Annotated in this window: 23 protein-coding genes and 2 pseudogenes; 15 read left to right on the top strand and 10 right to left on the bottom strand. The window is 66.6% G+C overall.

Going from position 1 to position 25,199, the window contains the following annotated elements:
* Together ACNJ7E_RS18540 and ACNJ7E_RS18535 are read left to right on the top strand one after the other, a co-directional pair.
* Nucleotides 1–159, top strand: a pseudogene (locus tag ACNJ7E_RS18540) (helix-turn-helix transcriptional regulator); the annotation flags it as partial.
* 144 nt (nucleotides 160–303) lie between these two features.
* Complete coding sequence (locus ACNJ7E_RS18535; RefSeq protein WP_280784264.1) at nucleotides 304–1,200, top strand: SDR family oxidoreductase; 897 nt, start codon at nucleotides 304–306, stop codon at nucleotides 1,198–1,200.
* Nucleotides 1,201–1,231: 31 nt separating this feature from the next.
* Here the strand turns inward: ACNJ7E_RS18535 and ACNJ7E_RS18530 are convergent, their stop codons facing one another.
* Complete coding sequence (locus ACNJ7E_RS18530) at nucleotides 1,232–1,975, bottom strand: Clp protease N-terminal domain-containing protein (RefSeq protein WP_280784263.1); 744 nt, start codon at nucleotides 1,973–1,975, stop codon at nucleotides 1,232–1,234.
* Nucleotides 1,976–2,105: 130 nt separating this feature from the next.
* On the opposite strand from ACNJ7E_RS18530, the gene ACNJ7E_RS18525 reads away from it, so the two are divergent.
* The 4 genes from ACNJ7E_RS18525 to ACNJ7E_RS18510 all read left to right on the top strand — a co-directional run bounded on the left by ACNJ7E_RS18525 (nucleotide 2,106) and on the right by ACNJ7E_RS18510 (nucleotide 5,640).
* On the top strand, nucleotides 2,106–2,468 hold the full coding sequence (locus ACNJ7E_RS18525) for a PadR family transcriptional regulator (protein WP_105413904.1): 363 nt from the start codon (nucleotides 2,106–2,108) through the stop codon (nucleotides 2,466–2,468).
* Nucleotides 2,468–3,814, top strand: a complete 1,347-nt coding sequence (locus ACNJ7E_RS18520) for a permease prefix domain 1-containing protein (protein WP_418340661.1) — start codon at nucleotides 2,468–2,470, stop codon at nucleotides 3,812–3,814. Before ACNJ7E_RS18525 ends, ACNJ7E_RS18520 begins: the two co-directional genes overlap by 1 nt.
* Before the next feature lie 23 nt (nucleotides 3,815–3,837).
* On the top strand, nucleotides 3,838–4,551 hold the full coding sequence (locus ACNJ7E_RS18515) for a YwaF family protein (protein ID WP_280784261.1): 714 nt from the start codon (nucleotides 3,838–3,840) through the stop codon (nucleotides 4,549–4,551).
* Nucleotides 4,552–4,650: 99 nt separating this feature from the next.
* The gene (locus tag ACNJ7E_RS18510; RefSeq protein WP_280784260.1) at nucleotides 4,651–5,640 is read left to right on the top strand and encodes a rod shape-determining protein; all 990 of its coding nucleotides are present in this window, start codon (nucleotides 4,651–4,653) and stop codon (nucleotides 5,638–5,640) included.
* On the opposite strand, the gene ACNJ7E_RS18505 is transcribed toward ACNJ7E_RS18510, so the two are convergent.
* From ACNJ7E_RS18505 to ACNJ7E_RS18495, 3 genes are all read right to left on the bottom strand, one after another.
* Entirely contained in the window at nucleotides 5,641–8,496 is a 2,856-nt protein-coding gene (locus ACNJ7E_RS18505) for an FtsW/RodA/SpoVE family cell cycle protein (protein ID WP_280784259.1), read from the bottom strand. It lies immediately after the preceding gene.
* Between the two features lie 19 nt (nucleotides 8,497–8,515).
* A complete protein-coding gene (locus ACNJ7E_RS18500) occupies nucleotides 8,516–9,748 on the bottom strand; it encodes a hypothetical protein (protein ID WP_348539672.1) in 1,233 nt (410 codons plus the stop codon).
* A gap of 210 nt (nucleotides 9,749–9,958) precedes the next feature.
* Nucleotides 9,959–11,488, bottom strand: a complete 1,530-nt coding sequence (locus ACNJ7E_RS18495; RefSeq protein ID WP_418340660.1) for a hypothetical protein — start codon at nucleotides 11,486–11,488, stop codon at nucleotides 9,959–9,961.
* Between the two features lie 200 nt (nucleotides 11,489–11,688).
* Between ACNJ7E_RS18495 and ACNJ7E_RS18490 the strand changes: the two genes are divergently transcribed.
* The 5 genes from ACNJ7E_RS18490 to ACNJ7E_RS18470 all read left to right on the top strand — a co-directional run bounded on the left by ACNJ7E_RS18490 (nucleotide 11,689) and on the right by ACNJ7E_RS18470 (nucleotide 16,299).
* Nucleotides 11,689–12,171 carry a DUF1931 family protein gene (locus ACNJ7E_RS18490; protein ID WP_280784256.1) on the top strand — a complete coding sequence of 161 codons (483 nt, stop codon included), beginning with the start codon at nucleotides 11,689–11,691 and terminating at the stop codon, nucleotides 12,169–12,171.
* Between the two features lie 188 nt (nucleotides 12,172–12,359).
* Nucleotides 12,360–12,782, top strand: a complete 423-nt coding sequence (locus ACNJ7E_RS18485; RefSeq protein ID WP_105413897.1) for a hypothetical protein — start codon at nucleotides 12,360–12,362, stop codon at nucleotides 12,780–12,782.
* Between the two features lie 271 nt (nucleotides 12,783–13,053).
* Complete coding sequence (locus ACNJ7E_RS18480; RefSeq protein WP_280784255.1) at nucleotides 13,054–14,523, top strand: APC family permease; 1,470 nt, start codon at nucleotides 13,054–13,056, stop codon at nucleotides 14,521–14,523.
* A gap of 7 nt (nucleotides 14,524–14,530) precedes the next feature.
* A complete protein-coding gene (locus ACNJ7E_RS18475) occupies nucleotides 14,531–15,877 on the top strand; it encodes an FAD-binding oxidoreductase (protein ID WP_418340659.1) in 1,347 nt (448 codons plus the stop codon).
* Nucleotides 15,878–15,957: 80 nt separating this feature from the next.
* Nucleotides 15,958–16,299 (top strand): HNH endonuclease, encoded by a 342-nt coding sequence (locus ACNJ7E_RS18470; RefSeq protein WP_280784274.1) that lies wholly within the window; start codon nucleotides 15,958–15,960, stop codon nucleotides 16,297–16,299.
* A gap of 11 nt (nucleotides 16,300–16,310) precedes the next feature.
* Here ACNJ7E_RS18470 and upp read toward each other — a convergent pair whose 3' ends face one another.
* From upp to ACNJ7E_RS18455, 3 genes are read right to left on the bottom strand one after another with little or no spacing between them, the layout of a single operon-like run.
* Nucleotides 16,311–16,940 carry a uracil phosphoribosyltransferase gene (upp, locus tag ACNJ7E_RS18465; RefSeq protein WP_105413894.1) on the bottom strand — a complete coding sequence of 210 codons (630 nt, stop codon included), beginning with the start codon at nucleotides 16,938–16,940 and terminating at the stop codon, nucleotides 16,311–16,313.
* Nucleotides 16,941–16,959: 19 nt separating this feature from the next.
* Complete coding sequence (locus ACNJ7E_RS18460; RefSeq protein WP_418340658.1) at nucleotides 16,960–18,225, bottom strand: URC4/urg3 family protein; 1,266 nt, start codon at nucleotides 18,223–18,225, stop codon at nucleotides 16,960–16,962.
* The gene (locus ACNJ7E_RS18455; protein ID WP_283353176.1) at nucleotides 18,222–19,493 is read right to left on the bottom strand and encodes a GTP cyclohydrolase II; all 1,272 of its coding nucleotides are present in this window, start codon (nucleotides 19,491–19,493) and stop codon (nucleotides 18,222–18,224) included. Before ACNJ7E_RS18455 ends, ACNJ7E_RS18460 begins: the two co-directional genes overlap by 4 nt.
* A 189-nt stretch (nucleotides 19,494–19,682) precedes the next feature.
* On the opposite strand from ACNJ7E_RS18455, the gene ACNJ7E_RS18450 reads away from it, so the two are divergent.
* Complete coding sequence (locus tag ACNJ7E_RS18450) at nucleotides 19,683–21,068, top strand: DUF2252 domain-containing protein (protein WP_418340657.1); 1,386 nt, start codon at nucleotides 19,683–19,685, stop codon at nucleotides 21,066–21,068.
* Nucleotides 21,069–21,302: 234 nt separating this feature from the next.
* Here ACNJ7E_RS18450 and ACNJ7E_RS18445 read toward each other — a convergent pair whose 3' ends face one another.
* Nucleotides 21,303–21,482 (bottom strand): hypothetical protein, encoded by a 180-nt coding sequence (locus ACNJ7E_RS18445; protein WP_280784247.1) that lies wholly within the window; start codon nucleotides 21,480–21,482, stop codon nucleotides 21,303–21,305.
* A gap of 547 nt (nucleotides 21,483–22,029) precedes the next feature.
* Nucleotides 22,030–22,335, bottom strand: a complete 306-nt coding sequence (locus tag ACNJ7E_RS18440) for a putative antibiotic biosynthesis monooxygenase (RefSeq protein WP_280784245.1) — start codon at nucleotides 22,333–22,335, stop codon at nucleotides 22,030–22,032.
* A 215-nt stretch (nucleotides 22,336–22,550) separates the two neighbouring features.
* Here ACNJ7E_RS18440 and ACNJ7E_RS18435 point away from each other — a divergent pair, with 215 nt between their 5' ends.
* From ACNJ7E_RS18435 to ACNJ7E_RS18425, 3 genes and pseudogenes are all read left to right on the top strand, one after another.
* Complete coding sequence (locus ACNJ7E_RS18435; RefSeq protein WP_418340656.1) at nucleotides 22,551–23,240, top strand: TetR/AcrR family transcriptional regulator; 690 nt, start codon at nucleotides 22,551–22,553, stop codon at nucleotides 23,238–23,240.
* A pseudogene (locus ACNJ7E_RS18430) lies at nucleotides 23,221–23,955 on the top strand (calcium:cation antiporter); the annotation flags it as partial. The gene ACNJ7E_RS18435 and the pseudogene ACNJ7E_RS18430, both read left to right, overlap by 20 nt.
* A gap of 79 nt (nucleotides 23,956–24,034) precedes the next feature.
* Entirely contained in the window at nucleotides 24,035–24,565 is a 531-nt protein-coding gene (locus ACNJ7E_RS18425) for a hypothetical protein (RefSeq protein ID WP_280784242.1), read from the top strand.
* Between the two features lie 36 nt (nucleotides 24,566–24,601).
* Here ACNJ7E_RS18425 and ACNJ7E_RS18420 read toward each other — a convergent pair whose 3' ends face one another.
* The gene (locus ACNJ7E_RS18420; protein ID WP_418340655.1) at nucleotides 24,602–25,129 is read right to left on the bottom strand and encodes a PadR family transcriptional regulator; all 528 of its coding nucleotides are present in this window, start codon (nucleotides 25,127–25,129) and stop codon (nucleotides 24,602–24,604) included.
* Nucleotides 25,130–25,199: the final 70 nt, after the last annotated feature.

Raw genomic sequence — 25,199 nt, 5'->3', positions numbered from 1 at the left:
CACCCCGGTGACGTCGCCGGCGTCGGGCATCACGTCGGCTACGACAGCCCCTCACAGTTCAATCGCGAATACCGCCGTCTGTTCGGCGCCTCCCCCGGCAAAGACGCTCACGGCCTACGCGGAAACACCGCACTGTCGGAAACCGGCCCCCTGCCCTGATCTGTCGACGCACGGCTTCCGGTCGCGGATGCAGCCGGTTTCCGGGTGCTCAGGAAGGGGTAAGCGTGGCGGGAAGCGCCTCTGATTCGGCGAACTTATCAGTCCTGCTTGCCGATTCGACAGAAGACGAAGAAGGGTACGAGAATGACCGACCAGTACGCCCGGCAGGATCCCACTACGCAGTACCCCGCCCCCGATCGCGAACACCAACCGGAGCTGCCGCACCCGGGACTGACCTCCGACATGGTGACCGCCCCGGATCACGGCGAGAAGTCCTATCGGGGAAGCGGTCGCCTCGACGGTCGCCGCGCCCTGATCACCGGCGCGGATTCGGGCATCGGGCGAGCGGTGGCGATCGCGTTTGCTCGCGAGGGTGCGGATGTCGTGGTCAGTTGTCTGGACGACGAGGAGTCGGATGCACGGGAGACCGTGCGACTGGTGGAAGAGGCCGGACGACGAGGCGTCGTCGCGACTGGCGACATCACGTCGGAGGACCACTGTCAGACTCTCGTGGACCTGACGGTCCGTGAACTCGGCGGTCTCGACATTCTCGTGAACAACGCGGCCTTTCAGATGGTGCAGACGGGTGGTATCGCCGATATCACCACCGAGCAGTTCGACCGTGTCCTGCGCACGAACCTCTACGCGCTGTTCTGGTTGTGCAAGAAGTCCGTCGCGGTCATGGATCCTGGATCGACGATCGTGAACACGTCGTCGATCCAGGGGATGAATCCGTCACCCGGGCTTCTCGACTACGCCACCACGAAGGCAGGGATCATCGATTTCACCAAGGGATTGGCGGCCGACGTGGCGAAGCGGGGAATCCGGGTCAATGCCGTTGCACCGGGGCCCATCTGGACGCCGTTGATCCCCGCGACGATGCCCGCCGACGGTTATCGGCAGTTCGGGGACGACGTGCCTCTGGGCAGACCCGGCCAGCCGGCCGAACTGGCACCGGCGTACGTATTCCTCGCATCGAACGAATCCAGCTACGTGACCGGAGAAGTGCTCGGCGTCACCGGCGGGACGCCCTTCACCTGAGCACCGCGGCGGTGAGGGAGCCCCTGCGAGGTCACTCCTTTTCGCGGGCGGCGACGATGGCGTCGAGGTTGGCGGCGATGTTCTCCTCGGCGGCAGCCTTGTCGACACCCAGTCCGGTGAGCACACCGACCCCGTCCTCGACCTCGAGCAGGGCCAGCAGGATGTGCTCGGTGCCGATGTAGTTGTGCCCCAAACGTAGTGCCTCACGGAACGTCAGTTCGAGCGCCTTGCGTGACTGAGCATCGAAGGGAACGAGTGCGGGCACCTCCTCGGCGGCGGGGGGCAGCGTCGCGGTCGCGGCGTGCCGGACCGAATCCAGTTCCACGCCCTGCGCGGCGATCGCCCGGGCGCCGAGTCCTTCGGGATCGGCCAGGAGTCCGAGGACGAGATGCTGAGGCAGGATCTCGGCGTTGCGTGCCGCCCTGGCCTCGTTCTGCGCGATCACCACCACCTGTCGTGCGCGCGGAGTGAACCGGCTGAATCCCTGATTCGGGTCGAGGTCGGAGGCCTGCCCGGGATCCTTGGGGACGAACCGCTTCTGCGCGGCCTGCTTCGTGACGCCCATGCTCTTTCCGATTTCGGTCCACGATGCCCCCGAGCGGCGGGCCTGGTCGACGAAGTGGCCGATGAGATGGTCGGCCAGTTCACCGAGGTGTTCGGCGGCGAGGACCGCGTCGGTGAGTTGCTCGAGCGGGGCCTCGGCGTGCACCTTCTTGATCGCGTCGATGAGCTCGTCGAGTCGGATGGGTGGGGTTGTGCGATCCGAATTCTCCATGCGTCAACTCTAGGTTGACGCACCGTGAGCGTCAACCCGAGGTTGTCGCTTTCGACTTCCGCGAGCTGCGCACCGACCCGCGATCCGGTCTGCTAGTTTGATGACTAGCAGATCTAGGGATAGGGGTTCTATGCATATCGAGAAGGATCTGGTGGCGGCTTCGGCCACTCCCCTCGTGCTCGGAATTCTCGCGGAAGGCGAGTCCTACGGGTACGCCATCTTGAAACGAGTCAACGACCTGTCCGGCGGGCGGATTCAGTGGACCGACGGAATGCTGTACCCCCTCCTGCATCGCCTGGAAAGATTGGGGTACGTGTCGGCGTCGTGGGGGGCCTCCGACAGCGGGCGAAGGCGCAAGCACTACACGATCACCGCTGCGGGCCGGGAGATGCTCGCGGAACGACGCGCCCAATGGGACGTCGTCGCGGACGCGCTGAGCCAGGTGTGGCGCTCCGTCCAACTACCCCCCGCCACCGTCGAAGGATGGTCGTGATGGATACCGACAAGGAGCTGGAATCGCAGATCGGTCAGTGGCGGGGTTACGTCGAGCGCCGTCACGCGATATCCGCGGCCGACACCGACGAGATGGAAGACCATCTCCGTGATCAGATTTCGGACCTGTCCGCCGCCGGGCTGAGGACCGACGAGGCATTCCTGGTCGCGGTCAAACGCATGGGCAACGTCGACGACATCTCCCGCCAGTTCGCTCGCGAGCACTCCGATCGGCTGTGGAAGCAACTCGTCCTCATGCCCGCCGCGTCGGATGGCGACGGCACTCGCCCCACACGTGAGCTGTTCGTCGTTCTCGGGCTCGCCGTCGGCGCGGCACTGTCGGTCAAGGCAGGCGTGGCGACACTCGACGAGCAGGACCTCGCGCGCAATCTCAGCCTGTTCGTTCTTCCGTTCCTCGCCGGATACTTCGCCTGGAAGCGACAGATGACACCCCGCCTCGCCGCGGTACTGCTGATGCCGTTCGCGCTGGCGGCGGTACTGCTGAACGTCTTCCCGTTCGCATCGAACGGCTCCACCGAGGTGATCGCGGCGATCCACGCACCGATTGCGCTGTGGTTCGCCGTCGGTCTCGCATATGTCGGCGGTCAGTGGCGATCGGACCGGCGGCGAATGGACTTCATCCGCTTCACCGGCGAATGGGTCGTCTACCTGACCCTCCTCGCCCTCGGCGGCGGCGTCCTCATCGGCCTGACGATCGGTGCGTTCGACGCGCTCGGCCTGAGCGTCGAGTGGTTCATCGAGGACTGGGTGCTGCCGTTCGGAGCGGCCGGCGCGGTCGTCGTCGCCGCATGGCTCGTGGAGGCGAAGCAAAATGTGGTCGAGAACATCGCCCCTGTCCTCACCCGCGTGTTCACCCCGCTGACGACACTCATGCTGCTGGTGCTGCTGACGGCATTCGCGACGACCGGCAGCGTCGTCGACGTCGACCGAAACCTGTTGATCCTGATGGATCTCATCCTCGTCGTCGTCCTGGGATTGCTGTTGTACGCAATTTCGGCCCGTGACCCCTACCTGCCGCCCGACCTGTTCGACCGCCTCCAACTCGTCCTCGTCGTCAGTGCCCTCGCGGTCGACCTGCTGATGCTGTTCGCCATGCTGACTCGCATCGCGGAATTCGGCTTCACCCCGAACAAGGTGGCGGCACTCGGAATGAACCTGGTCCTCCTCGTCAACCTGACGTGGTCGGCTCATCTCATCCTCGGGTTCCTGCGCGGCCGCCGCGGATTCAGCTCCACCGAACGCTGGCAGACCCGTTACCTTCCCGTCTTCGGCGTGTGGGCGGCGTTGATGGTCGGCGTTCTCCCACCGGTTTTCGACTTCGTGTGACGACAGTGCGGAGCTGATCGAGAGTGTTCTCATCGGACAGGGAATTCACGGCGTACGGCCCGTCGTACTGGGCGATGATCGCGCTGTTCGTCGTGGGGGCCGCGGTTCTGGTCTGGCTCGGACGAAGGCAGACCGAATCGCAAGCCCGGCGCCTGGGCCGAGTCCTTGCGGTGCTGACGGCCGCCATATACGGCGCGACGCTGGTTCATTTCTCGATTCCGCCCACGATCGGCGGCTCGGTACCGCTGCGCCTGACCGATCTCGCGACCGTGGCGGCGGCCTGTGCCCTGTGGTCCCGGGCGCAGTGGGCCTACGCACTCACGTATTACTGGGGACTCGTGCTGAGCACCCAGGCGTTGATCTCACCTGTTCTGACCGGCCCGGACTTCCCCCACTACCAGTTCCTCGCGTTCTGGGCGATTCACCTGCTCGTGGTCTGGGCGGCCATCTATCTGACGTGGGGTCGAAGGATGCGGCCCCGGTGGCGCAGCTACCGGTTCACGGTCCTGGTCACCGTCGTCTGGGCGGCAGTGACCTTCACGTTCAACCGCGTCGCCGGAACCAACTACGGCTTCCTCAACAGAAAGCCCGCCACCGCGACCCTTCTGGACGTTCTGGGTCCCTGGCCGCTGTACCTACTGAGCGCGACGACACTGATTCTCGCCGTGTGGGCCCTGATGACGTGGCCGTGGGAGCGGACACGACGACGCACCGAGGACATCCCGCGGCCCTCCTGATCGCTGCCGGGAGTCTTCGGTGTCACGCAATACCTTCCGAACGACGCTGCGGCTGCGTAACATCAACATCATCTCGCTGGAATCCCTCTGGAGGCCGACGTGGGTGGACTTGGTATCGATCTCGGAACTGCCAACACTGTCGTCGGAACTCCCGACGACGGCATCGTACTGAACGAGCCGTCCTTCATGCTCGTTCGAACGAAGGATCCGCACCGTGCTCTCGCAATCGGCACGGAGGCGCGAAGTCTCGTCGGCCGCACTCCTATCGGAATCACGCCGGTTCGACCGATGCGCGACGGGGTGATCGTGGACCTGGAGTCGGCGCGGGCATTCGTCACGGCCGTCATCAAACGGGTCTCCTCTGCAAGGCGATACGGGCTGCGGCCCAAGGGAGTCATCTCGGTCCCCGCGGGTGCCACCCCGCTCGAGCGTCGGGCCCTGCTCGAGGTCGGCCACGAGTCCGGTTTGCGGAAAGTGGGGTTGGTACCGGAGCCGGTGGCGGGTGCGCTCGGTTGCGGAATCAACCCGATGGAACCACGCGCACACCTCGTCGTCGATATCGGCGGCGGCACTTCGGAAGTCACCGCCATCTGTTTCGGTGGCATTCTCTCTCACCGTAGTTGCCGCGTCGCGGGCGACGAATTGACGAACGCGCTGTACCAGTACCTGAGGGCAGAGCACAAGATTGTCGTCGGCGAACTCACCGCCGAGCGTGCCAAATTGGGTGAACCCGACAGCGCCGAGGGGCAGTCGCTCGTCGTCGAGGGCCGCGACGCCGTGACCGGCCGCGCACGCCTGGTGACACTCGAGACCGAAGAGATCGTGGACGCGTTGCGGCCGACGACAACCGGAATCGTGCAGACATTGACGGAATGCCTGGACGACCTCCCCGCGCAGGCGATCGGTGACGTGATGTCGGAGGGGCTGCTCGTCATCGGTGGCGGGGCGTTGCTCCGCGGGCTGTCCCAGCTGCTCGAAGAGGCTTTCGGATTCCCGGTGAAGACCGCCGAGCGCCCGCTCACCTGCGTCGCCGAGGGCGCTACTGCCTGTCTGGTGCACCCTGAGGTGGTTGCCGCCTACAGCGCCTGATCACCGAATCGGCGCCGGCGCGGGTGGTCGCGGAAAGTAGTGCTCGAGGAGTTTCTTGACCACGGGGCCCGCCGTCGCCGACCCGAAGCCACCACCGCGGATCAGCACCGACACCTGGATCTGGGGTGCGTCGAAAGGCGCGACCGCGGAGAACCAGGCGTTCAGCCCTTCTCCGGGCGCCGACGGGTCCTCCGCCGTGCCGGTCTTCGCGCCTGCCGGGACCGGGAGGTCCGCGAGTTGCCCGGCGGTCCCCGCCGACGCGGACGCCCGCATGCCTGCCCGGACGGGACCGAGCAGGTCGGCGAAGGGTAGACGCCGCGGCGCCGCTGTCGGTATGGGCACCGAGTCCGACCCGTACGCCGCGGCGAGCTGGGGCGTCACCATCGCGCCGGTGGCGATCCCCGACGTCCAGCGCGCCACCTGTATCGGGGTCGCGCTGACGGTGCCCTGTCCGATACCCATCAACAGGGTCGACCCGGGATACCAGGTGGCCCCGATGCTTCCGACGTTCTCCGGGGTGCCGAGGAACCCCTCGGCCTCGCCGGGCAGGTCGATCCCGGACCGCCGGCCGACGCCGAGTTGCCCCGCGACGTCCGCCATCTTCTCCGGGCCCAGGAGTTCACCGAGCTTGTAGAAGTAGACGTTGTCGGACCACTGAATCGCCTGGAGCAGATTGTGCGGGCCCATCGGTTGCCAGTTCCGGAACGTGTGGCCGCCGTAGGTGTAGGCGGCGCCGGTGTCGATCACCGTGTCCGGCGACAGCACCGGGTACTGGGTATTCGCCGCCGCGACGACGATCTTGAAGGTGGAGCCGGGTGGGACCGCGGTCTGGGTGGCGTTGTTGAGCAACGGGCTCGGCCCCGGCGTCTGACTCTGCGCCGCGAGGGCGACGAGGTCGGCCGGAGGTCCGTAGACGTTGTTGTCGGCCCCCGGGACACTGGCGAGGGCCAGCACGGCTCCGTTCCGCGCGTCCATCACGACGGCGGCACCGAGGTCGCCCTTACTGGTGCGCATCGCCTCCACGAGCGCGTCGGTGGCCAGGTTCTGGACCCCGATGTCGAGGTGCAGGCGCAGATCGTGGCCCCGTACCGGGTCCACGCGTTCGCCGGCCGCCACCGGATGCCCGGACGGATCGACATACATGCACTGTTTGCCGTCGCTGCCGCGGAGCAGAGCGTCGTACTGCTTCTCGAGTCCCGCCTTGCCGACGCGTGACCCGAGTGCGAGATGCGGCCAGCGTTCCATGTCGTCGGCGTCGGCGACGCCGACGTGTCCGAGGACGGAGGCGAGCACGGCACCGTACGGGTACTGCCTGCGACCGGACGGCACCACGAGCACACCGGGCAGTCGCGCATCCACGATGCGCCGCGCCTGGTCGGGCGCGACCCTGCCCACGGCCACCTGAGACTCCCCCTCGCCACCGGCCTCGATGAGGCCCGCCAACTCGTCGGGAGACGTGGCGAGCAGAGCGGCCAACCGGTTGCGGGTGTCGTCGTCGTTCTCCTCGAACATCCGAGCGACCACCGCCACGGCGTACTCGGCGACATTGACTGCGAGCGGAATACCGTTGCGGTCGAGGATCAGTCCGCGCTCTGCGGGCAGGCGGATGCACCGCATCATCTGCTGGTCGCTCATCGCCCGGAATTCCGCACCCCGGTCGTGTTGCAACTGCCAGGCGAACACCGACATCGCGACGAGTGCCGCGGTCATCGTCAGGGTGCCCGCCGACATTCCACGCGGGCGGCGTCGCCGTCGGGGATCCGGGGTCCACAGCGGTCGCGCGACGCCGTCTCGGCGCACCGCGAGCACCAGTCCGATGGCGACGAAACCGACGATGGCGGCGGTGCCCCCGTAACTGAAGAGGGGAATCGGCATGCCGGTATGGGGCAGAAGCGACAGACTCTGACCGATCGACACCAGCGCGTGGATGCCGAACAACGCGCCGATTCCGGCCGCGACGAGTGCGGCCTCGCGCGTGCGCGCCGTGCGCGCGGAGAGTGCAGCCCGCCACACGATGACCGACGTTGCCACCACGACAGCCAACCCGGCGATCAAACCCCACCCGTACACCAGGCTGGCGAACGCGAGATCGTGCTCCGATTCGGGAAGATACTCGGCCCGCACCGCGTACATCGGGTCGCGCGCCAGCCCCCACAGGCCACCGCTGCCGATCGCGATGTTCGCTTGCAACTCGGCCCATCCCGCGCCGGCGGGGTCGGCGTTGCTCGACAGGAACACGTGGACCCGTTCGAGCTGGTAGGGGCGGAGGAAGAGCACGGCCAGCGGAAGCGACGCGAGACCCAGCACGAACAACGGAACCAGGGGCAGCAGCGGGACGCGGGCGAGGATGAGCATGAATCCTGCCGTCGCAACGAGAACGACGGCAGTCGACAGGTCGGGTTGGAGTGCGACGAGTGCAATGGGTACGCCCCCGATCGCCAAGGTCGCGATGAATCGTGCCAGCGTGAACCCACCGGCGAGCATGCTCGCGGGCACGAGAACCAGGGCGAGCTTGGCCAGTTCGGACGGCTGGACGGTGAATACGCCGAAGTCCAGCCAGCGTTGAGCACCCTTGGTCGCGACCCCCGCGAGCGGCACGACCGCCAGCAACACGGTCGCCACGGTGAACACTGCCCAGCCGAAGGCGCGGAGATCACTCATCCGCAGGCGGGACACCACATACATGATGCCGAGACCGGCAACGGCGAAGAGCGTGTGGCGAACAGCGTCTGCCGTCTTCCCTGTCGAGAGCAAATTCAGAAGGCCGAGCACGACGAGAACGATCGCCGCACCGACGATCCACGGGTCGGATTCGTGCTTGTCGTCTTGCTTGTCGTCGTGCTTGTCGTCGTGCATCCCACCCCTCCCCCGGCGCTCAGCAGCGAGCGTTTTCGGCGGGCACCAGCAGCGGCTCGGACGCGGCCGTCGCCGGGGCGCTGGTGACGGCCGCGAGGGCGAGTGCAGCGCCCGGCGGCAGATCGGTCCGGACGATGCCGTAGACCTGTTGTGACCCGGGCTGAACGGGCAGCGTCACGTCGCTGGCGGGCCGCACCTCGCCGGTACAGCGGTCGTACACGTTCACCCGCCAGGTCACACTGCCGACAGCTGCTGCCGGATCGAGGCGAATGTCGACTCGGATCGCGCACGCCTGCCCGGGCAGGCACTCCCCGTTGGCGCGCGTGACCGTGACGAGGGTGATCGGCCCCGCACTCCCGGGGGCACCGATGTCGACGGGCGGCGGCGGCCGGCCGACATCGTTCGTCACCGGCGGTGGCTGATCAGCCCGGGGTTCCGGTGGAGGCGGCGACACGGGCCGAATCTGATTCTGCTCCGAGGGATTCACGGGATTCAGGACGGCGTCCCATCCCCGGCGCAGCTCCGACCACACCCGTGGAGCCATCCACGCTGCAGCGACGAGTATCAGGATCGCGATCAGGCCGAGTGCTCCCTGTCGCCGCGACGGCCGTCTCCTTTTGCGATGCCACGGATTCCGGACCGGCGGGAACCAGCCTGACGGTGCGAGCGTGGAACCCGCCGCCACATACGGCCAGTCCCGGACATCCGTCCGCTCCTCCACCACCCCGGTGTCCGGACGCGGCCGTCCTGTGGTGGCCGCGACGAGCCCGGCAAGTTGGCAGCGTTTCCTTCTCTCCTCGGCCGGGTCGACGTCGGGTGCGATCGCCTGACGAACCCGGTGGACCAACGCATCCAGATCTGTTGTTTCGGCGAGCGATTCGTGCAATCGGTCGGCCAGGGCCGTACCGCGACAGTTCGTGGCAATGCTGCGGAGAAGTTCGACCACCGCCTCGTTCATGTCTCGCCGGGACGCACTGCCCGCGCACTCGATCGTGAGATGCCCGGCGTCGGACACCGTCACGTTCCGGAGGCGGAATGGGTAGGGCCCCTCGCCGCGCGCCAGTTCGAGCTGATGGAGCGCATCCGCGACGAGTAGTGCAGCCTGCGCTCGTGTCAACATCGCGACCGCCAGGAGTCTTCCGAGTGCGACACCGCGGACACCTTCATCGTGATCGATGTGCTCGGGCGGATCAGGTCGGGCATCGGCGGGTTCGGTTCTCCTCGCAAGGATCCCTGTCACTGCTTCGATCATCGCGCACCCCGACGCTATGCCTCCCGCACGGTTGAGACGCGACCGGAGCGGGCGGCGGCGGACCTTGAGTTGGGCTTACTCGCTGCCGAAATCCATTACGCCTGCGTCATTCCATTTAACTCCGCGGCGTGCTCCGGCGTCCGAGAAATCGCCTCGTCCGCTTCGACACAATTCGGTGTCGTCGGGACAGCTGAGTCGCACCGCTGTCTGTCAGCTCCCACTCGGCGGCACCCCGAACGCGTGCATCACGACCGCACCCCAGTCCCGCCACATCGGGCACGGTGGAGAATCCCGGTGGTCCAGGAACCGGATCACCTCGTCGTCGAAGGTAGGAGAGGTGGGCAGCGACGAGTGTGCGGCGCGGACCGGGCAGCCATTGCGTTCGACGTCCAGCCGCCAGCCGTGCGGCATCAGGGGAAGATCGGCAGCCGAGGTGATACTCAGAACACGCACCTCCCCAGGCAGCGGCTCGCCGAGAATGGCCTGCGCACTGCCCGCCGTGCCGAGCAGTTGCCGCGCCGCGGGCGTGTGGGGGTCGAAGTGGAAGAAGACGACGTCGGTCACCGGCGCCGCCCACCGCAACAGGTCGCCGAACACCCTGCCCCGTCGATCGCCATCCGGGGGTGGAAAGCCGAGCGGGGTCTGCGGAAAGACGCCCACCAGCACCAGCACATCGACCTGCGCCCGCCCGGTGGCAACCGCGTCCCACGCAATCCACGCGGCGTGGGAATGTGCGGCAACGGTCAACGGCCGCTGCAGGTTCGCGGTCTGTTCGGCAAACAACGCGACCTGTTCCTCGACGGGGCGCTGCGTGTCGGCAGATTCGTACGGGGCCCCCGACCTGATCGGACACGTCGAGTCGCGCTGCGGCTGCCCGTCGCCGGGACCGGCGTAGGAGAAGTAGTAGACCTGATCGCATTCGTAACCCAGCCGGTGCACGTCGGCCCGGGGGATGCTCCCCTGCCCCGATCGCGAATTGATTCCGGACATGAGGAACAGCGAACCGGCCTGTCGGGATCCGGGTTCCGGATCGTCATATCCTCGTGTCCGAACAAAGATCACCGACGCCGCCGTCACCACGACGAGCACGGCAGCAAGCGCCGCGACGGGCCGGGTAACCGGCGCACGGTCCATCGCCCACACCGTCAGTCCCGTCGCCACAGCCGAGACCGGCACTAGCAGCACGGTGAGGGCCGGGGCCCGGTCGGCCAGAGCGCCGAGCCCGAGGACCGCGGCGCAGTACGGCACCATCACCTCGATCCGCAGGCCGCGGCGCCACGCCCGCGCCATCGCCTCGCGCAGGGTGACCCCGCCCTGCCACGGGACCGGGCCGAGGATCACGACCAGCAATCCGACCAACGCCACCGCCGGCCAGAACGCCCGCGAGTACAGCGTCGCGTAGGCGGTCGCGTCGCCGAGCGCCGAAGGAAGGACGGGGCCGAACGCCGCCGCGTAGAACATCGCGGCGAAACGGAGGCGTCGGGCATCGAGTCCACCGAGAAGCCAGGCCATCAGCAGGACCCGCACGGCCGACACCAGGCCCAGCAGCACCAGGAACTGCGGCCACGAGTCGGTACGCACCAGCAGAAGTCGCAGGTCCGCGAACTGATCCAGCGGCGGCAGCGCGACCAGGTGCAGCAGTCCCGGCCAGACGGGAACCATCCCGCTCGCCGCGAGCACGACGACGAGCACCGCGACGGCGGCCAACGGCAACCACCGCGTCCATTTCGTCGACGTCATACCTTTCGCTGTACTCGCTGGTCGTGGTCCTGCACAACCCATGGGCCGACCAGGTAGGGCAGGTTCTCTCCACGGGGCCCGGCCAGGGAAGCACTCGCAGCGGACGCTGGACGCCGTGGCGGACAACGGGATTCCGGACCGGGCATCATTTGCGCGCGGTTCGTCGGATGCGTGACCGCATCACGGAGGATGATCACCTCATGAAACGTGCGGAGGCCGGAAGCCATGGGACGCTCATGACCTTCGACCAGTTCGCGGACATCTTCCGGGACGTCGCCAGTCTCGGCGTCGTCCGAGACGACTTTCACCGATTCGACGACGTCGTCACCGCGAAACTCTACGACCTGCTCCTCGTCGCGCAGGAGAGCGCGGCCGCCCAGCACCGGCACATCGTCGAACCCACCGACCTGCCGATCACCCGAGGCCTGCAGGAGAACATCGGATTGTTCCGCGAACTCGGACCCGGCCTCCGGGTAGATCCGATCGTCGAACGACTGTCCGACTACCCGCCCCTCGACGGCGTCCTCGCAACCGAAACCCGATCGGGGCTTCCAGACATCACCGGCGGACTCAGCGTCGCCCTCGCGCGCACCTTCCGCATCGTCTACCCCGAGTTGAGGACCGTGCGGGCACGGACGACGCACTGGTCGGTGATCAGTACCCTCGTCGACCTCTACCTCTGACGTCGCCGACCGCGGCAGAGCACTGTTCTTTCGTGAATGCGAAACACCCCCAGGGGTGAAAACATCCACCCCTGGATGGATGTCCGACCACCCCTTCAGGGGGCGTTGTCGGACCCCCCTTCCGGCGAAGACTGGTGTTCGTCCACAAGGGACACGGAAATTCACACACCACACTCAGGAGCAACGCAATGAACTCGACGAAGACACGCATCGCCGCAGCAGCCGCAACGGGCGCCGCCCTCGGATTGGGAATGTTCATGGCCCAGAGCGCCACTGCCGCCGCCGCACCCGCCCAGTCGACGTTCCCGCAAGTCGTCTCCCCCGAATCCGGACTCTCGCCGTACAAGGTCGAGGTCAGGGACCGAATCGGCTGCGCAAACGCGTGGCCCATGGTCGCCTGCGACGCCCCCGACGAAGACGTGCCCCCGCAGGTGACCCTCGTCGAGCCCGGCACCACTCTGGTCGAGCCTGGCGGCACAACCCTTTACGGCCCCGCCGCCGCGACCGTGAACTCCCAGCAGGGTGCCACCATCCACCAGGTCTACTACCCCCTCGAGCCCGACGACGGGGTAATCTCCCACTCGCTCGATCCCGATATGCCCTGGATGTGACATCCGGTCGACACCGACTCACTCTGGATCGATAGCACTCTCTCGCGGCCGCCGGGGCCATTGGCCTCGGCGGCCGAGACGTGTGCGCTGACGCGCCCCGCGCGCATCTCGGAGTATTTAGAAAGACGAACCATCGATGACATCCGAATCCATGAGGTGGAGGATGAAACAGACCGGTCTCGCTCTGATCGTGGAACGGGTCTCGTTGTGACGGGTCGCTTCAAGCGAATCGACTTCTCCGCAGTTCCCGACTGAACGTGAGGCGGCCGAGATGACGGCAGAAAACGTGATGGGCGCACAGAGCGCCGATCAAGAATGTGAAGACTGCGGCTACAAACCGGAGCTGAAGCGAACTCTGGGCTCCTTTCAGGTGTTCGCTGTCTCGTTCGCATTCATCTCGGTGGCGGTCGGGATTTTCGGCACCTACGACGACGTGCTTCGAGACGCGGGGCCGGTGGGGATCTGGCTCTGGGTCATCGTGGCGCTGGGGCAGACCCTGGTGGCGCTCGTGATCGCCCAGTTCGCGGCCCGCATCCCACTCAGCGGCTCCTCCTACCAATGGGCCTCGCGGCTGGCCAACCCGAAAGTCGGCTGGTTGTTCGGTTGGCTGACCTTCTGTTACCTGGCGCTGGGCGTGGTGACGGTCGACAATGCGATGGCAAGCAGCGCCCTCATGCCACTGTTCGGCATGCAGCCGGACGAGGGCACGGCGCGCATGATCACGCTCGTCGTGGTGCTTGTTCAGGCCGTGCTCGTCGTGTTCTCCACGCGCCTCGTCGGCTTGATCACGTCGGGCGCGGTGGGGCTCGAACTGGTGATCGTGGTGGTGCTGGCGATCGGGCTTTTCGTCGCTGTCGCAATCTCGGGCGAGGGCTCGGTTGGCAATCTCACCTCGCGCGGTATCACCGAGGGCGCCCCCAACTATTTCGCTGTCGGCGGCGGGTTGATGGCTGCGATGATCATGGGGCTCGCCACGCTCGTCGGCTTCGACTCCGCGGCGAATATGGCTGAGGAGGCCAAGGATCCGTTTCGCAGCGTCCCGCGCGCGATCGTGGGATCGGTCGTGGCGGCGGCTGTGCTGGGACTGGTGTTCCTGATCGCGCTCACGATCGCGATCAAAGATATCCCCCGGGTGAGCGATAGTGACACGCCGGTGGCGGCGATCCTGCGCGATCAGCTGGGTCCGGTCATGGAGAGGTCGCTGCTGGTCGCGATCGCGTTCGCATTCTTCGGCGCCGGGATGGTGACCCTGGCCACCTGCTCGCGGATGGTGTTCGCGATGTCGCGCGACGCACGTTTTCCTGCTTACCGACTGATGCGTCGGGTCAACCCGCGCACGCAGACACCCATTCCGGCGACCATCCTGATCGTCGTCGTGGGGGTCGTCCTCATGGCCGTGCTGCCGGGTGGCGCCCTTCTGGAGTTGCTCACGGTGGGGACGGTCATCTCGGCAGTTCTCTACGGCGCGATAATCGTCCTCTACCTTGCGGTGCGGAGGCGACTGGATCGGAAGGCGGGTGCGTTCGATCTCGGGCGCTTCGAGTTGCCGGTCGCGATCAGCGCGCTGGTGTGGTCGGCTGTCGTGCTGTTCGTGATCGTCTCGCCCTCGAGTGCTTTGACCTCGATCCTGATTGCGGTCGGCTTGCTCCTCGCGGGCGGGTTGTACTTCGCGTACCTGTTGATTTTCAAACGCGAGGTACTGGACACCGAGCCGGGAGACGCCGATGTCTTCTCGCACTGACCGAGAGATGAACCCCCTGACTACCACCACCATGCTCACCGGTGATGTCGTGCGTGCCGGCGATTCCGGCTACGAGGCGGCGCGGGTGGGCTGGAACCGCCTGTATTCCCGCTATCCCGAGGCGATCGTGTTCTGCTGTGACACGCAGGACGTGGTCAACGCGGTCCGCTGGGCTCGAGAGGAAGGCATCGCCCTGCGTGCCCGCAGCGGTCGCCACAGCCTCGAGGGCTGGTCGTCGATCGACGGCGGGCTGGTCGTCGACGTCAGTCGGATGAAGAGCATCGTGATCGACGACGCGGCGCGCACGGCGACGGTCGGGACGGGGCTGACGCAGCAGGAGACGGTCGCGGCCCTCGGGCAACACGGCTTCGTCGTTCCGACCGGCTCCGAGGGCGGCGTCGGTCTCGGTGGCGTGATTCTCGGGGGTGGCTTCGGACTACTGACCCGCAGTATGGGTATGGCGTGCGACAACCTGCTTGCCGCGGAGGTGGTGGTGGCCGACGGCGCGCGCTCGGCGAAGGTCGTGGAGGCCACCGAGCACAACAACTCCGACCTGCTGTGGGCGTGCCGTGGCGGGGGCGGCGGCAACTTCGGGATTGCGACGTCCTACACGTTGAGGCTGCACGAGCTCTCGAACGTCACATTCCTCGTCGCGAGGTGGACCGGTCACGACCACCTGGGCGCCCTGCTTCGCGGGTGGCAGCGCGACGCGCCGGTCGCCGACGACCGGCTGACCAGCGCGCTGGAGGTCGATTCCACCGCGGTCGAGCTGTCTGCACTGATGTACGGCGGTGCGCGGCGGGACCTCGAGGACCAACTTCGGTCGCTGCTGGCGATCGGCAATCCCGACGTGACCGTGACGGAGGGCCCCTGGCCGTCCGTGTACGGCGACGTCGACAGGGGGCCGAACGACGTCTTCCTCTGGAAGTTCTACTCGCAGTTCGTCACCCAACCTTTCCCCGATGAGGCGATCGATCTGATCGTCCACTACATGGCCAACACGCCCAGCCCGCCGAGCAATTTCTTCTGCTCGAGCTTCGGCGGTGCCGTCCGGCACGCTCCGCCTGGTGGGTCCGCGTTCCCGCACCGCGACGCGCTGTTCTACTGCGAGCCGGGCGCCGCCTGGAACGACCCCGCCCTGAACTCCACGGCACTGGGCTGGGCGGCCGACTTCTGGCGGGCGCTGCGCCCCTACGGCGACGGTGCCTACGTCAACGTGCCCAACGCCGCCGCGTCGGACTGGGAACGCGAGTACTACGGATCGCACCGCGAGCGGCTGCGCGAGGTCAAGGCCACCTACGACCCGGAGAACGTGTTCAGCTTCGAACAGAGCGTGCCCCCTGTCGCCGGTTGACCCATCCCGAGTCCTACGCTGGGGCGATGGCGGTCAACCGGAGTCGCAGGGCCAGGGGCGCCCGTAAACGTAAGCGTCGGATGGAGAGTGTCGAGCACGACCTCACCGCCGAGCAGTGGAGTGCGCTCACCGAGGCGTGGGGTGGCTGCGCATACTGCGGCGCGACCGACAAGCCGTTGCAACGCGACTGCGTGCAGGCGCTGTCCCGCGGCGGGCGTTACACCCTCGACAACATCGCCCCGGCCTGCGGCTCGTGCAACGCCAGTAAGTGCAACGACGAAGTCACCGGCTGGCTGCGGCGCAAGCGGCTCGACGAGCGCGCCTTCCTGTTGCGTCACATCGAAATCAAGACAGCGCTTGCGCTGCGATTCCCCACACCCCCGGACACCGAACTCGAAGCGCCGGAAACCACTGCCCCGTGAAGACCGGGCCGCTACTTGGTGCCGAAGAGACGGTCTCCTGCGTCCCCGATGCCGGGCAGGATGTAGCCGTGCTCGTCGAGTTGGCGGTCGACGGCGGCGGTGTATATCGGGACGTCGGGATGCGCCTTGTGCAGGGCGGCAACGCCTTCGGGGCAGGTCAGCAGGCAGACGAACTTGATGGACTTGGGGCCGCATTCCTTCAGCCGCTCCACCGCCGCCACGGCCGAGTTGCCGGTGGCAAGCATCGGGTCGATCACCACCACGTCGCGCTCCTGCAGATCGCCGGGCATCTTGAAGTAGTACTCCACAGCTCCGAGGGTCTTGGGATCGCGGTAGAGACCGATATGGCCGACGCGCGCGCCCGGCACAATTGTCAGCATGCCGTCCAGGATGCCGGTGCCCGCGCGCAGAATGGAGACGAAGACCAGCTTCTTACCGTCGATGACCTTTCCGGTGGTGGATTCCAGCGGTGTCTCGACGTCGATTTCCTGCATCGGGATGTCGCGGAGGACCTCGTACGTCATCAGCGCGGAGATCTCGTTCGCCAGTCGACGAAAGCTGTTGGTGGAGGCATCCTTACGGCGCATCATCGTGAGCTTGTGCTGCACCAGCGGGTGCTCGATCACGTGTACCGTGCCCATGTAGTCGTCCTCGTTTCTTCTAGAAGACCGTGCCGTCGCTGACGACGTTCAGCGGCGGCAGCCCACCCCGCGAGCGCTGTGCCAGCGCGCGGCCCGCCGCCCAGGTGCCGCCCTCCAGGACGCAGGCCAGCGGCATCTCTCGGGAATCCACGCCCAGACGTGCGCGCACCAGCGGGGCCAGTTCGTCCAGGAGGGCTACCGTCAACGCGCGCCACTCGACCACCAATTCGTCTCCGGCCGTCCAGTTATGTGCAGCCCAGACCGGATCGTGCAGACGGAGCACACCGGTGTCGAGAAGCAGACCGCCGTTGCGGTATTCGGGTAGGCCGGTCAGCTCGTCCAACCCGACCACCCGAACCCCCGCCCATTGGAAGGGCTCCAGCAACGAATAGCTCAGCCATTGCGACAGTTTGTGAAACGGCATCCAGCCCCGGGTCAAGCCCGGACCGGCCACCGCGTCGTGGCGCCAGACGTCGCCCAACGGTTCGGCGCCGATGGCGTTGCCCGTAGGCCAGATGCCCGAGAGCGACGTCAGAAGCTGCGACAGGATGTCGTGGGCGGCGACCGTCGCCGCGGCGGCACCCTGTGGGGCGACCAGCACATCGAACAGGCCACCCGGCCGGCCGTGCGGGCCGAACACTTCGGGCTGCGCGGCGAGCGCCTCGCCCAGCCGTCGCAGCAGCAGCACGCGACCTTCGAGACCCACCAACGGATTGGACGGGCCGGCCTGGAACACCTCGGCCAGCCGGTCGGTATCCAGCCCGCGTAGTCCGGCCGCATCGACCTGCAGCGGGTGCGCCGCGTCGCTCGAAAACAGGCCACCGAGGAATGCGTGCCAGCTCGCGACGCCCAGTCCCTCGGAACGCGCGAAGCGCTGCCCGCCGTCCACCTCGTGGTAGTGCCAGTCGGGACCGGCTCCTGCGTCGAGCAGGACGCTGACCACCGCCAGGTCGATCATGGCGCGGGCGCGGCCCGGCGCGTCCAGCGCGGTCAGTCGTGCATCCAGCTCGGTCTTGCGGTCCACGCCGCCGGCTTCGAAATGGCGCCAGCGGCTGTGGTACGGAATTGTCAGGTCTGGATAGCGGGCACGCGTGACGGCGGCGACCTCCGCCGCGGCCGCCTCCAATGCGTCGTCGTCGACGCCGAACCAGAGTGAATCGCCCTCGCGCGCACGGGACAGCAGTTGTCGCGCTCGCTCCCGTACCGCCGACGTGGTACGTAGAGCGGCGGCCGCACCCTCGGCCCGCCCGGTGTCCAGGACGGGACCGACGCCGGTCACGCTCATCCGTCCAACTCCCGGCCCTTGACCTTCGCCAATTCGTCAGCGTCCGGCACAGCGCCGGGCGTGAAGTAGCCGGCCGCCATCTTGGCGTCGATCTCCACGCGCGCGTCGGCCGGGATCAGGTCCGCGGGAAGGTCCACCCGCTCCGCGACCTCGATACCCGAGCCGGTGATGGCGTCGTATTTCATGTTGCTCATGGAGACCAGGCGGTGGATCTTTCTGACGCCCAGCCAGTGCAGCACGTCGGGCATCATCTCCTGGAAGCGCATGTCCTGCACGCCGGCCACGCATTCGGTGCGGGCGAAGTACTGGTCGGCCGTGTCGCCGCCCACCTGGCGCTTGCGCGCGTTGTAGACCAGGAACTTGGTCACCTCGCCGAGCGCCCGGCCCTCCTTGCGGGAGTACGCCACCAGGCCCACGCCACCGCGCTGCGCACCCTGGATGCACTCCTCGATCGCATGCGTGAGGTACGGGCGGCAGGTACAGATGTCGGAACCGAATACGTCCGAGCCGTTGCACTCGTCGTGTACGCGTGCGGTCAGCTCCACCCCGGGATCGGCCAGGTCACGAGCATCGCCGAAGATGTACACGGTCTGACCCCCGATCGGGGGCAGGAACACCTCGAGGTCCGAGCGCGTCACGAGCTCGGGGTACATGCCGCCGGTCTCCTCGAACAGCACGCGGCGCAGGTCCGTCTCGCTGCAGTGAAAGCGCTCCGCCACACCCGGCAGGTGCCAGACGGGCTCGATCGCCGCCTTGGTTACCAGCGCAGCACCACTGGGCAGCAGGAAGCGGCCGTCCGGGTGCAGGCGACCTTTCTGGATGGCCTCCATGACCTCCGGCAGGATCACATGCGCCTTGGTGACAGCGATGCTCGGGCGGATGTCGTGACCCGCCGCCAACTCGGCGGCGAAGACCTCGGCCACCGTGGCACCCCACGGGTCCAGGCTCACGATCTTGCCGGGCTCGCTCCACTGCGGGTACGGGCCGATGATGTTCGTGGGCGCGGTATCGGTGAGGTCGGCCTTGTGATGGCGCGACAGCGCGCCCGACGCCACCGCCAGTGCCCGGTAGATGCTGTACGAGCCGCTGTGCGTTCCGATCACGTTGCGGTGGGCGCGGTTGGTGGTGGTACCGACCACCGGTCCGCGCTCGGACGGCGTGGGTGCTCCCCAGTGGATCGGCAGGGCGCCGACACCGCCGCTGTGTGAGGTCAACCGGATGTGCCCACCGGCGGGCTCGGGGGTGGCGGCGACGGATTCAGCGGACATGACGTTCCTCCGTTAAGGAAGGCCCGACGGCACGGCATGCCGCCGGAACGTGTCTCCGGCGCCGGATGCTGCCGACCACCGGAAACCGAAGCATAACCACTCTTTCACCACAATGTCGTGTGGCGAAGACGGCGACGAGCGAATGCTGACGAGGTACACGGTGACTGGGCCTGGGATAGTGTCGCCGAGGTGACGAAGAATCGAGCGCGAGCCGTCGACCTGCGAACCCAGATCGAGGCGGACGACGTCTTCGCGCGGGGCGACGCGTTGCGTGCCACTGTGCCGTCGAGTGCGCACGGGAGCGCCGCGGTCGGCGCGGGACGGCCGGATGTGCTCGATTTCGTCGAGGCCAGCAATCGAGGAAGGCTGGCGAATCTGATCCCGCTGCGAATCGGTCGGATGATCGCCTCCCCGTTCGCTTTCTTCCGCGGCGCCGCGGGCCTGATGGCGGCCGACCTCGCCGACTCTCGGGTTACCGGATTGACAGCGCAGTTGTGTGGTGACGCGCATGCGGCCAACTTCGGCCTGTACGGGACACCGGACGGTCAAATCGTCATGGATATCAACGATTTCGACGAAACCCTCCCTGGTCCGTGGGAGTGGGATCTCAAACGCCTCGCCGCGAGCCTGGTCCTCGCCGGACGTGAAGGCGGTGTGTCCGAGAACGGCTGCATCGAGGCCGCCGAGGACGCCGTCAAATCGTATCGGCGCACCATTCGCGATCTCGCCGAACTGCCATTCCTTCAGTCCTGGAATGCGCTCCCGGACAAGTCGGTGCTCGAGCGGGCCAAGGCCGAGGCTCTGCTCGACGACTTCGACAAGGCCGCACAGAAGGCGCGGCGCAATACCAGCGAGAAGGTGGCGGCGAAGTGGACCGCTCACATCGAAGATCACGAGACCGGGATCCGCCGACGACGGTTCATCGACGATCCGCCGGTACTCACCCACGCCGATCGCGCAACCGCCGATGCCGTGACCGACGGTCTGGAACTTTATGTCGACTCACTGCGCGAGTCCCGCAGGAACCTGATCACCCGATTCGCCGTGTCCGACGTCGCGTTCCGGATCGTCGGAACGGGCAGCGTCGGTCTGCGCAGCTATATCGCCCTGCTACACGGTAATCGGGACGAGGTGCTCGTACTTCAACTGAAACAGGCCCGGCCGTCCGCGCTGTCGGCGTACCTACCGGTCGACGAGCCGAAACACGAGGGCAAGCGGATAGTGCACGGCGCCCGGCTGGTGCAGGCGGAATCGGACATTCTGCTGGGCTGGACGACCATCGACGGCCTCCCCTACATCGTGCGGCAGTTCCGAAACCTCAAAGGGGACATCGATCCAACCGGTCTCGAGCAAGACCATCTCGACGACTACGGCCGGCTCGCCGGCGCCCTGCTCGCGCGTGCACATACCCGCTCGCTCGATCCGCGGGTTCTCGCCGGCTACTTCGCCAGCGACACGGAACTGGACGAGGTGATCGGGCGGTATGCCGTCAGCTACGCCGATCAGACCGAAGCCGACCACGCAACACTGGTCGCCGCGGTGAAAGCGGGGCGGATCGCCGCCGAGCCGGCCTGATTCGGCACGTCAGAGCCACGAGCAGCTGGTGGCGAAACCGAGAGAGGTCGCCACTCCCTCGAGATACGAGGCGCGGTTGCACCTCGTATCCACCCGAGCCGGACTGCCTCGGATACGTGAGTGTGAGTGGCGACCTCTTTCGTCGCAACGAGAACGTACCTCGCCCCTCCGACATGAATTCCAGTGGTGGCCGGCCGCGGCGAGAAAGGAGGGACAAGCAGTTGGTCAACTCCCCTACGGCACGTTGAAGATGCCTCTTGCTCCCACGTACTCGACCAGGTTCCCCATGGCGGAGGCGGCAACAACCCCGGTACCGGTGTGGGCAAGCCCAGGCTTGTCCTTGGCCACGGAAGCAACACCAGATGTTCCGTTGGACAGGTTGGTCCAGGCAACCCACAGCACGACGGTTTCCATGAGTGCGGGGTCGTGAAACGTCACGACCCCCGGCGCATCACCCGTAACCGCAAACGGGACGTCGATACAGGCGGGGAAGCAATAGCCGAAAGTCCCTGAAGCCCACACGCGGGGTATCTGAAAAGGCGTCGACACCGGTGCCGCTGTGGCCGCACCAGGACACCAGACCACTGGAGTTGCGGCGAGACCCACTACGAGAACGGCCCTACGCAGAGACCATCGACGACGGTTCATTCACACGAGCCTCTCGTCCGTGAAACTACAACTCGGCATCCTCTCCGACGCAAGTACTTGCCTCATCGTAGCGATCGTTCCTGGTCAGCACGCGGAAATACCGGCAAACGCATCGGTCCGACGCTTGGGTTCAGACTGCCGCGTACCTGCTCACGCAGATGCGCCGGGACGTGCCACGCCCCACTGATTGCAGTGGGACCGGCCCGCAATCGGCACCCGTTCAGGGCGGCGGCCTTGCGACGCACGCTCGATCGCCTCCTGCCAGATATTCGACCCAGGAAGTGCACCGCACAATCTCCACCTGGTCGGCTCACTACTGATGCGAGTACGAGCCCTTCGCGCGTGCCGCCTGCAGGCTCTCACAGGACTCTGCGGCGGCAGAGCGCCGGCGCCGCCAGATCGTCCACCGGACGGACAGGGCAAGCACACGTGGCACGACGAAATACACCGCCGTGGGAACGACGACACCGGTGAGCGACAAAGCCCGCAACCAGGTCGGCCAGGTGGCCGTGATCGGGCCCGACAGGGTCATGACGGTCATGCCCACCGTGACGAGCGGGAAGATGGACACCCAGGTGACGACCACCCGCAAGTGGATGGACGGGGCCCTCGCCGGCACGAGATCCCGAGCATGCCCGTCGGCACGTTCCGTTCGTGGAGGCCGGCGCTTCGTGGTCGTCGGAGCGAAATGTTCGACCACCGTAGATGCGAGAGCAAGAGATTCCATCCTGAGGTAGCCCTTCTCGTAACTCCAACTATTCAGTTGCCTTTCGACCGTAGGGGCTGGACTTACAGATTGCAACCAGACAGTTGGAGTTGTCGTAGGATGCAGCCGTGGCATGGGATACCGAACGAACCAAGAGACTTCTCATCGAGGCCGGAGTTGCAGAGTTCAGTTCGTTCGGTCTGGCCGGTGCTCGTGTCGATCGGATCGCCGAGAAAGCAGGCGTGAACAAAGAGCGCATCTACCAGTACTTCGGCAGGAAGGAAGCGTTCTTCAGCGCGGTCCTCGAACATGAACTCGCAACCACACTGGCCGCTGTCGAACTGTCCGGTCACGGGGTCGTCGCCATCGCCGACTACGCCGGTCGCCGATTCGACTACCAACGCGAGCACCCCACTTTCACCCGTCTGCTGTTCTGGGAAGGACTCGAACTCGAGGCACCTGTCGCGGAAGCATCGCGACAGAAGCACGCTCAGGCGATAGTCGCCAGCGCACGGGAAGCTGTCCCCGAACTTTCCGAGAGCGACGCCCAGGAACTGCTCATCACCGTGATCACCCTCGTCGACGGCTGGGTAGCTCTCCAGACCGCAGACCGGCTGTTTTCGACACCTCTTCCGCGTGGCCGCGACCGGGACTCGCGCCGACGCGATTTCATCGTGATGACGGTTGAGGCCGCCACGCGAGCCGCACTCACCCGAACCCAGTCGGCCCGGACCCAACTCACCGCAGGCTCGCCGCGGATGGGTGATGCGGGTTCCGCATTGCGGTCCACCCGAGCGGATGGAGCTGGCAAGGTCTAATCAGGCGTTCGGGTGGCGTTCGGTCACTGCAGAGTGGCCGCTGGTGATTCCACCGGTCTCCGTTGCGGTGTTGGGCGTGACCTGGGGCCGGGACATCGGCACGGTGCTGGTGCTCGTCGTGGCGGTGGTGCTGGTCGGCGCAGTGCTCGCCGCTGTTCATCACGCCGAGGTGGTTGCACACAAGGTCGGCGAGCCGTTCGGATCGCTGATTCTCAATGTCGCCGTCACTGTCATCGAGGTCGGATTGATCGTGACACTGATGATCTCGGGTGGTCCGGCGACGGCCTCGTTGGCCCGCGACACCGTATTCGCGGCGGTGATACTCACCGTCAACGGCATCATGGGGTTGTCTCTGTTCGTCGGCGCGCGAAGATACGGGGTCGCGCTGTTCAATGCGGAGGGTACGGGCGCGGCACTGGCGACCGTGGCGTCACTGGCTACCCTGAGCCTGGTGCTGCCGACCTTCACGACGAGCCGGCCGGGTCCCGAATTCTCCTCGGCTCAGTTGATATTCGCGGCCGTGGCCTCGCTGGTTCTGTACGGGATGTTCGTCCTCACCCAAACCGGGCCGCATCGACACTTCTTCCTGCCCGTCATCCCCGACGAACCTGTGAGCGTCGAGGACCGGAACGCGGCACCGCCGACGGGCAGGGTGGCGGGTGTGAGCCTCGCGCTGCTGGTGCTGGCGCTGTGCGGAGTCGTGGGATTGGCAAGGTCCGTCGGCCTGCGCCTCACCGTTCGTGGAGACATCACCAGCGAGTCTCCCCGAAATGCGTTCGGGTAAGTTTCCGCGCATGGAAACCGCATCGTGGGTCGGCGCGGCGGCTGCGGTGCTGTTCGGTGCCACCGCTGCCGCAGCGTGGCGGAAGGCAACCCTCGCCGATCAGGCCAGGCGCGAGGCCGAGGCTGCACTGGACGTGGCGCTCGAACAGGTCACCGCGTTGACCCGGATCGCCGACGCCGCGCAGCGAGCATTCCCACAACCGCAGCACGTCGAGTTCGAAGTCCACCGCATTCGGGGCCCCGTCGACCGGTTCCGGCTCCGCAACGTCGGAACGGGGACCGCCACCGACGTGCGGTTCGTCGTCGATCCCGTCGAGGAGCAGAACCGCCGGATTCCCACGCCGCAATGGCTGCAGGACGAACAAGTGACGTTGCTGCCGAAGGAGTGGGCCGAATTCGCCGCGAGCGCGTTGTCGCCCGTCGGCGGCTCGTGGCGAATAGTGTTTCCGGCATTCGTCACCGTGATCTGCGACGAAGCCGGCGTTCCGCAACGGGTGGACCTGCCGACTGCTGTCGTTACCGAGGACGGCGTGATCGGCTGAACTGCCGAGACCCGCAACTGGCGAGCAGCGCGGCTATCAGCGACTTTCCTTGCCCAGACGGTTCCCGACGCGATCGAACCATTCGAGTACCGCACGTTCGTACACGATGCCGAAGTCGAGCGTGGCCATGGCGAATCGGTTGGAACCGTGGACCGCGGCGTCACGCTCGTACTCGGCGAGCTGACGCTCGTGCGCTGCCCGGTGCGAGTCCAGCATCGCGGCCAACCGTTTGGGCGGAAGGTGCGCGCCGAACGCGACGGTGAGCAGCATCGGATAACGGATGTTCTCCGGGCCGGGGTCGCGCTCGATCCACTCCGAAAACGCCCGGCGACCGTCCTCGGTGAGCGTGTAGGGCTTGCGCTCGCGGGCGCCCCGTTCCCCCGCCTCGATCAACCCGGCACGCTCCATCGCGGCGAGCTCCCGATACACCTGGCTGGTCGTGATCGACCAGAACTTGCCGATGCGTTCCTGCGCGGTGACGACCAGGTCCCACCCGGTTTTCGATCCCTCGTGCAGGAACCCGAGGAGCGATGCCGCAGTGGCGTTGAGGGGACGTTCTGCCATGGCACGGTCCTTCGCGCAGTCGGGGGGTTGACATTCCACTGTGGCATATCGATCATAGTGAGAAGCGACA

It is taken from the genome of Rhodococcus mengyinensis, assembly GCF_048381435.1.
GTDB lineage: Bacteria > Actinomycetota > Actinomycetes > Mycobacteriales > Mycobacteriaceae > Rhodococcus_F > Rhodococcus_F opacus_D.
This window is presented reverse-complemented; position numbering and strand designations above follow the sequence as displayed.

What these genes read in the sequence shown, in the direction of transcription:
- ACNJ7E_RS18505 (WP_280784259.1), bottom strand. Translation starts at nt 8,496, where the DNA reads ATGCACGACGACAAGCACGACGACAAGCAAGACGACAAGCACGAATCC.
- ACNJ7E_RS18525 (WP_105413904.1), top strand. Translation starts at nt 2,106, where the DNA reads ATGCATATCGAGAAGGATCTGGTGGCGGCTTCGGCCACTCCCCTCGTG.
- ACNJ7E_RS18480 (WP_280784255.1), top strand. Translation starts at nt 13,054, where the DNA reads ATGACGGCAGAAAACGTGATGGGCGCACAGAGCGCCGATCAAGAATGT.
- ACNJ7E_RS18520 (WP_418340661.1), top strand. Translation starts at nt 2,468, where the DNA reads ATGGATACCGACAAGGAGCTGGAATCGCAGATCGGTCAGTGGCGGGGT.
- ACNJ7E_RS18475 (WP_418340659.1), top strand. Translation starts at nt 14,531, where the DNA reads ATGAACCCCCTGACTACCACCACCATGCTCACCGGTGATGTCGTGCGT.
- upp (WP_105413894.1), bottom strand. Translation starts at nt 16,940, where the DNA reads ATGGGCACGGTACACGTGATCGAGCACCCGCTGGTGCAGCACAAGCTC.
- ACNJ7E_RS18445 (WP_280784247.1), bottom strand. Translation starts at nt 21,482, where the DNA reads ATGGAAACCGTCGTGCTGTGGGTTGCCTGGACCAACCTGTCCAACGGA.
- ACNJ7E_RS18425 (WP_280784242.1), top strand. Translation starts at nt 24,035, where the DNA reads ATGGAAACCGCATCGTGGGTCGGCGCGGCGGCTGCGGTGCTGTTCGGT.
- ACNJ7E_RS18495 (WP_418340660.1), bottom strand. Translation starts at nt 11,488, where the DNA reads ATGACGTCGACGAAATGGACGCGGTGGTTGCCGTTGGCCGCCGTCGCG.
- ACNJ7E_RS18490 (WP_280784256.1), top strand. Translation starts at nt 11,689, where the DNA reads ATGAAACGTGCGGAGGCCGGAAGCCATGGGACGCTCATGACCTTCGAC.
- ACNJ7E_RS18535 (WP_280784264.1), top strand. Translation starts at nt 304, where the DNA reads ATGACCGACCAGTACGCCCGGCAGGATCCCACTACGCAGTACCCCGCC.
- ACNJ7E_RS18460 (WP_418340658.1), bottom strand. Translation starts at nt 18,225, where the DNA reads ATGAGCGTGACCGGCGTCGGTCCCGTCCTGGACACCGGGCGGGCCGAG.
- ACNJ7E_RS18485 (WP_105413897.1), top strand. Translation starts at nt 12,360, where the DNA reads ATGAACTCGACGAAGACACGCATCGCCGCAGCAGCCGCAACGGGCGCC.
- ACNJ7E_RS18530 (WP_280784263.1), bottom strand. Translation starts at nt 1,975, where the DNA reads ATGGAGAATTCGGATCGCACAACCCCACCCATCCGACTCGACGAGCTC.
- ACNJ7E_RS18500 (WP_348539672.1), bottom strand. Translation starts at nt 9,748, where the DNA reads ATGATCGAAGCAGTGACAGGGATCCTTGCGAGGAGAACCGAACCCGCC.
- ACNJ7E_RS18420 (WP_418340655.1), bottom strand. Translation starts at nt 25,129, where the DNA reads ATGGCAGAACGTCCCCTCAACGCCACTGCGGCATCGCTCCTCGGGTTC.
- ACNJ7E_RS18470 (WP_280784274.1), top strand. Translation starts at nt 15,958, where the DNA reads ATGGAGAGTGTCGAGCACGACCTCACCGCCGAGCAGTGGAGTGCGCTC.
- ACNJ7E_RS18455 (WP_283353176.1), bottom strand. Translation starts at nt 19,493, where the DNA reads ATGTCCGCTGAATCCGTCGCCGCCACCCCCGAGCCCGCCGGTGGGCAC.